4 protein-coding genes are annotated in these 6,501 nt (G+C 74.7%); all 4 read left to right on the top strand.

Annotated elements, in window-relative coordinates; all coding sequences use genetic code 11:
- On the top strand, positions 1–1,458 hold a 1,458-nt coding region (locus ADL22_RS09260; RefSeq protein ID WP_066975652.1), incomplete at its 5' end, for an acyclic terpene utilization AtuA family protein.
- Entirely contained in the window at positions 1,455–3,053 is a 1,599-nt protein-coding gene (locus ADL22_RS09255; RefSeq protein WP_066975645.1) for an acyl-CoA carboxylase subunit beta, read from the top strand. The genes ADL22_RS09260 and ADL22_RS09255, both read left to right, overlap by 4 nt.
- 122 nt (positions 3,054–3,175) lie before the next feature.
- Positions 3,176–5,083, top strand: coding sequence for an acetyl/propionyl/methylcrotonyl-CoA carboxylase subunit alpha (locus tag ADL22_RS09250; RefSeq protein WP_066975650.1), 1,908 nt, complete (start codon positions 3,176–3,178; stop codon positions 5,081–5,083).
- 92 nt (positions 5,084–5,175) lie between these two features.
- A complete protein-coding gene (locus tag ADL22_RS09245) occupies positions 5,176–6,351 on the top strand; it encodes an acyl-CoA dehydrogenase family protein (RefSeq protein ID WP_079063969.1) in 1,176 nt (391 codons plus the stop codon).
- Positions 6,352–6,501 lie beyond the last annotated feature (150 nt).

The following is a 6,501-nucleotide window of genomic DNA, read 5'->3' as shown; positions in this document are numbered from 1 at the left end:
GGACTGGCGGACGCCGGAAGGGGGGTGGGGGAGGGGGGCGGGGGTCCGGGGGCCGGGGCGGATGGGGAGGGGGGGGACCTAACGGGGCGCGGGGGGTGGGGCCCGGGGGTGCTCACCGCGCACGCGTACCTCGGGGGCGCCGGGATCGCGGCGTGCCTGCGGGCCGGGGCGGATGTCGTGGTCACCGGGCGGGTGACCGACGCGGCCCTGGTCAGCGGGGTGGCGGCGGCGCACTACGGGTGGCCCGCGGACGCCTACGACCACCTGGCGGGCGCGGTGGTCGCCGGGCACGTCTTGGAGTGCGGTACGCAGGCGACCGGCGGGAACTACGCGTTCTTCACCGAACACGACGTACGGCGGCCCGGTTTCCCGCTGGCCGAGGTGTACGCGGACGGCAGCGCGGTGATCACCAAGCACCCCGGGACCGGCGGCGCGGTCACCACGGGCACGGTCACCGCCCAGCTGCTGTACGAGACGGCCGGACCGCGCTACCTGGGCCCCGATGTCACCGCGCGGCTGGACACCGTACGGCTGACCGGCGACGGCCCGGACCGGGTGCGGATCGCCGGGGTGCGGGGCGAGGCGCCGCCCGCGACGCTGAAGGTCGGCCTGACCCGGATCGGGGGCTGGCGCAACGAGGTCGTGTTCGTGCTCACCGGCCTCGGCGTCGAGGCCAAGGCGGCGCTGGTGCGCGACCAGATGGAGGACGCGCTGGCGCGCGGCGGGCGGCGGCCGGCCGAGGTGCGGTGGAGCCTGGCGCGCACCGACCACCGCGACGCGGCGGTACAGGAGGAGGCGAGCGCGCTGCTCCGGCTCGTCGTCCGCGACCCCGATCCGGAGGTCGTGGGGCGGGCGGTGAGCGGGGCAGCGGTGGAACTGGCGCTGGCGAGCTACCCCGGTTTCCATGTGACGGCGCCGCCCGGTAAGGGTTCGCCCTACGGGGTGTTCGAGGCGGCGGCGGTGCCGGCGGCGGAGGTGCCGCAGGTGGCCGTGCTGCCGGACGGCCGGCGGGTGGAGATCCCGGCGGCGGTGCCGGGGCGGCGGCATGAGCCGACGCGGGGGCCCGCGCCCGCACCCACCGACCCGGCCCCACCTCCCGACCTCCCCGCCCCCCTGCCCCCCGGCCCCCCCCGCCGCGCCCCCCTAGGGGCCGTCGCCGGGGCCCGTAGTGGAGACAAGGGCGGTTCGGCGAACGTCGGGGTCTGGGCCCGTACGGACACCGCCTGGCGCTGGCTCGCCCACGAGCTGACGGTGGAACGATTCCGGCAACTGCTCCCCGAAACGAGCGAGTTGACCGTCGAGCGGCATGTGCTGCCCAACCTCCTTGCGCTGAATTTCACCGTGGACGGGCTGCTGGGGGAGGGCGTCGCCTCCCAGGCGCGGTTCGATCCGCAGGCCAAGGCGCTGGGGGAGTGGCTGCGCGCCCGTTACGTGGAGATACCGGAGGTCTTGCTGTGACCGTGCTGAGGAGTGCGCTGGACCCGGCCGGGGACGAGTACGCCGAGCGGCGGACCGCGATGCTGGCGAAGCTGGACGAGGTGACCGCCGAGCACGCCAAGGCGCTGGCCGGCGGCGGTGAGAAGTACGTCGCCCGCCACCGCGAACGGGGCAAACTGCTGGCCCGGGAGCGGATCGAACTGCTGCTGGACCCCGACACACCGTTCCTGGAGCTGTCGCCGCTCGCCGGCTGGGGCAGCGACTACGCGGTCGGCGCGTCGCTGGTCACCGGCATCGGCGTGATCGAGGGCGTGGAGTGCCTGATCACCGCCAACGACCCGACCGTACGCGGCGGGGCCAGCAACCCGTGGACGCTGAAGAAGGCGCTGCGGGCCAACGAGATCGCGTTCGCCAACCGGCTCCCGGTGGTCAGCCTGGTGGAGTCCGGCGGCGCCGACCTGCCCAGCCAGAAGGAGATCTTCATCCCGGGCGGCGCGCTCTTCCGGGACCTGACGCGGCTGTCCGCGGCGGGCATCCCGACCGTCGCGGTGGTCTTCGGGAACTCCACCGCCGGCGGCGCGTACGTGCCCGGGATGTCGGACCACGTGATCATGGTGAAGGAGCGGGCCAAGGTCTTCCTCGGCGGACCGCCGCTGGTGAAGATGGCGACCGGCGAGGAGAGCGACGACGAGTCGCTGGGCGGCGCGGAGATGCACGCCCGGACCTCGGGCCTGGCCGACCACTTCGCCGTCGACGAGCCGGACGCGCTGCGGCAGGCCCGGCGCGTCGTGGCCCGCCTCAACTGGCGCAAGGCGCACGCCGATCCGGGTCCGGCCGCGCCCCCGGCGTACGACGAGGAGGAGCTGCTGGGGATCGTCCCCGGGGACCTCAAGGCGCCGTTCGATCCCCGGGAGGTGATCGCCCGGATCGTGGACGGCTCGGACTTCGACGAGTTCAAACCGCTCTACGGGACGAGCCTGACCACCGGGTGGGCCCGGCTGCACGGCTATCCGGTGGGCATCCTGGCCAACGCGCGGGGCGTGCTGTTCAGCGCGGAGTCCCAGAAGGCCGCGCAGTTCATCCAGCTGGCCAACCAGCGGGACGTACCGCTGCTCTTCCTGCACAACACCACCGGCTACATGGTCGGCAAGGAGTACGAGCAGGGCGGCATCATCAAGCACGGCGCGATGATGATCAACGCGGTGTCCAACTCCCGGGTGCCGCACCTGACCGTCCTCATGGGCGCGTCGTACGGCGCCGGGCACTACGGGATGTGCGGGCGGGCCTACGACCCCCGCTTCCTGTTCGCCTGGCCGAGCGCCAAATCGGCGGTGATGGGGCCGCAGCAGCTCGCCGGGGTGCTGTCCATCGTGGCGCGCGCTTCGGCGGCCGCCAAGGGGCAGCCGTACGACGAGGACGGGGACGCGGCGCTGCGCGCCATGGTGGAGCAGCAGATCGAGGCCGAGTCGCTGCCGATGTTCCTGTCCGGGCGGCTGTACGACGACGGGGTCATCGACCCGCGCGACACCCGCACCGTCCTCGGCCTGTGCCTGTCCGCCGTCCACACCGCGCCGGTGGAGGGCGCGCGGGGCGGCTTCGGCGTCTTCCGGATGTGAGGGGTGAGGGAAGTGAGGGGTGTGAGGGTGAGGGTGAGGGTGTGGTTCCTGTGACGGCGATCGCAACCGGGGCCGCGGGCGAGGGGTCCGCCAGCGGGGCGGGCGCCGCCCCCGCCGCCCCCTTGGAGATCCGCTCCGTCCTCGTCGCCAACCGGGGCGAGATCGCCCGGCGGATCTTCCGTACCTGCCGCGAGCTGGGCATCGCCACCGTCGCCGTGCACTCCGACGCGGACGCGGACGCCGCGCACGTACGGGACGCGGACGCCGCCGTCCGGCTGCCGGGCGACGCGCCGGCCGCCACGTACCTGCGCGGCGACCTGATCGTGCGGGCGGCGCTGGCGGCCGGCGCGGACGCGGTCCACCCGGGGTACGGGTTCCTGTCCGAGAGCGCCGCGTTCGCCGCCCAGGTGGCCGATGCGGGGCTCATATGGATCGGGCCGCCGCCGGCCGCGATCGAGGCGATGGCCTCCAAGACCCGTGCCAAGGAGCTGATGGCGGCGGCCGGGGTGCCGCTGCTGGCGCCCGTCGATCCGGCCGCGGCCACCGCCGCCGACCTGCCGCTGCTGCTCAAGGCGGCGGCCGGCGGCGGCGGACGCGGGATGCGGATCGTCCGCGAACTGGACGCTCTGGCAGGCGAGTTGGCGTCGGCGCGGGCCGAGGCGGCGGCCGCCTTCGGGGACGGCGAGGTCTTCGCCGAGCCCTACGTGGAGGGCGGCCGCCATGTCGAGGTGCAGGTGCTCGCCGACGCGCACGGCGCGGTCTGGACGCTTGGCACCCGGGACTGCTCGCTCCAGCGCCGCCACCAGAAGGTCATCGAGGAGGCCCCGGCCCCGGGGCTGCCGGCCGCGCTCCGGGAGACCCTGCACCGGTCCGCCGCCCAGGCTGCCCGGGCCATCGGCTACCGGGGCGCGGGCACCGTCGAGTTCCTGGTGTCCGCGGACGGCCGGGCGTACTTCCTGGAGATGAACACCCGGCTCCAGGTGGAGCACCCGGTCACCGAGGAGATCTACCGGATCGACCTGGTGGCCCTCCAGATAGCCGTCGCCGAGGGCCGCCCGCTGCCCGCCGCGCTGCCCGAACCGCACGGCCACGCCGTCGAGGCCCGGCTCTACGCGGAGGACCCGGCGGCCGGCTGGCAGCCGCAGACCGGCACCGTGCACCGGCTCACCGTCCCCGGGGGCGTCCGCCTGGACTCCGGGGTGGACGACGGCGACACCGTCACCGTCCACTACGACCCGATGCTGGCCAAGGTCATCGCCTGGGCCCCGACCCGCGCCGAGGCCGTCCGCAAACTGGCCGGCGCCCTGGAACGGGCCCGGATCCACGGCCCGGTCACCAACCGCGACCTGCTGGTCAGCTCGCTGCGCCACCCGGAGTTCGCCGCCGCCACCGGCCTGGACACCGGCTTCTACGACCGCCACCTGGCCGCCCTGACCGGGTCCGGTGAGGCCGATGCGTCCGGCGGCGCCCTGAGCGCGCTGGCGGCGGCGCTCGCCGACGCGCACGGCCGGTCCCGCTTCGGCGGCTTCCGCAACGTCCCCTCCGGCCCGCAGCACAAGCGCTACGCCTGCGGCGGGACCGTCCACGACGTCCGCTATCGGCTCGGGCGCGACGGACTGACCGCCGAGGACTTCCCCGGCGTCCGGCTGCTCGCGCTCTCCGGGGAGCGCGTGGTGCTGGAGGTGGACGGGGTGCGCCGGCCGTTCGCGGTCGCCCGCTACCGGGACCGGGTGCACGTCGACTCGCCCCTGGGGGCCCGCGCGTTCACCGCGCTCCCCCGTTTCCCCGACCCCGCCGCCCGTACGGAGCCCGGTTCACTGCTCGCCCCGATGCCCGGCACGGTCGTCCGGATCGCGGACGGACTCGCCGAGGGCGACCGGGTGGAGGCCGGCCGCCCGCTGCTCTGGCTGGAGGCCATGAAGATGGAGCACCGGATCACCGCGCCGGCGGCAGGCACCCTGACCGCCCTGCCGGTCCGCACGGGCCAGCAGGTGGAGGTGGGCACCCTCCTCGCCGTCGTCACCGCCTGAGCGCCCCGCCCCCGCACCGTACGCACGCACCGACCGCACCACCCGTACGCCCGCACCACCCGCCGCACTCACTCACCGCCCCAGGAGCCGCCATGCGCACCGCCCTGAGCAACCCCGTGATCGAGTCCGAGGAACACCGCGACCTGCGCGCCGCCGTCGCCGCGCTCGGCAAGCGCTACGGCCGGGAATACTTCAGCGCCGTCGTCGCGGACGGCGAGCACACCGACGCGCTGTGGCAGGAGGCCGCCAAGGCCGGCTACCTCGGCGTCAACCTCCCCGAGGAATACGGGGGCGGCGGCGCCGGCATCACCGAACTGTCCATCGTCCTCGAGGAGTTGGGCGCGGCCGGCTGCCCGCTGCTGATGATGGTGGTCTCCCCGGCGATCTGCGGGACGGTCATCGCCCGCTTCGGCACCGAGGAGCAGAAGCGCGCCTGGCTGCCCGGCCTCGCCGACGGCAGCCGCACCATGGCCTTCGGCATCACCGAACCGGACGCCGGCTCCAACTCGCACCGCATCACCACCACCGCCCGCCGGGACGGCGGCGACTGGGTCCTCAACGGCCGCAAGGTCTTCGTCTCCGGCGTGGACATCGCCGAGGTGACGCTGATCGTCGGCCGCACCGAGGACGCCCGCACCGGCCGGCTCAAGCCGTGCCTGTTCCTCGTCCCGCGCGACGCCCCCGGCTTCGGCCGCAGCCCGATCCCCATGGAACTGGCCGCCCCGGAGAAGCAGTTCGAGCTGACCCTGGACGATGTGCGGCTGCCCGCCGACGCCCTCGTCGGCGACGAGGACGCGGGCCTCCTCCAGCTCTTCGCCGGCCTCAACCCGGAACGCATCATGACCGCCGCGTTCGCCCTCGGCATGGGCCGCTACGCGCTCGGCCGGGCCGTCGACTACGCCCGCACCCGCCAGGTCTGGAAAGAGCCGATCGGCGCCCACCAGGCCCTCGCCCACCCGCTCGCCCAGTGCCACATCGAACTGGAACTGGCCGGGCTGATGATGCGCAAGGCCGCGCTGCTGTACGACGCGGGGGACGACATGGCCGCCGGCGAGGCCGCCAACATGGCCAAGTACGCGGCCGCCGAGGCCGCCGTCCACACCGTCGACCAGGCCGTGCACACCCTGGGCGGCAACGGCCTCACCCGGGAATACGGGCTGGCGTCCCTGATCACCGCCGCCCGGGTGGCCCGCATCGCCCCGGTCAGCCGGGAGATGATCCTCAACTACGTCTCCCACCAGTCGCTGGGCCTGCCGAAGTCGTACTGAGGCGGGGCGCGTTCCGGGTACGCATACCTGGTGCGCGTACCGGGCGGGCGTACCGGGTGTGCGTACCGGTCCCCGCCCGCCCGTCCCCCCCCCGAGGAAGCTCCCGAGCCACCCACCCCCGGCCCCAGGGAGGGACCCATGGTCTCCGAC

It is taken from the genome of Streptomyces sp. NRRL F-4489 (assembly GCF_001509485.1).
In the GTDB taxonomy this organism is placed as follows: domain Bacteria; phylum Actinomycetota; class Actinomycetes; order Streptomycetales; family Streptomycetaceae; genus Streptomyces.
The sequence above is the reverse complement of the archived record's forward strand: the minus strand, read 5'-3'. Positions and strand labels throughout refer to the sequence as shown.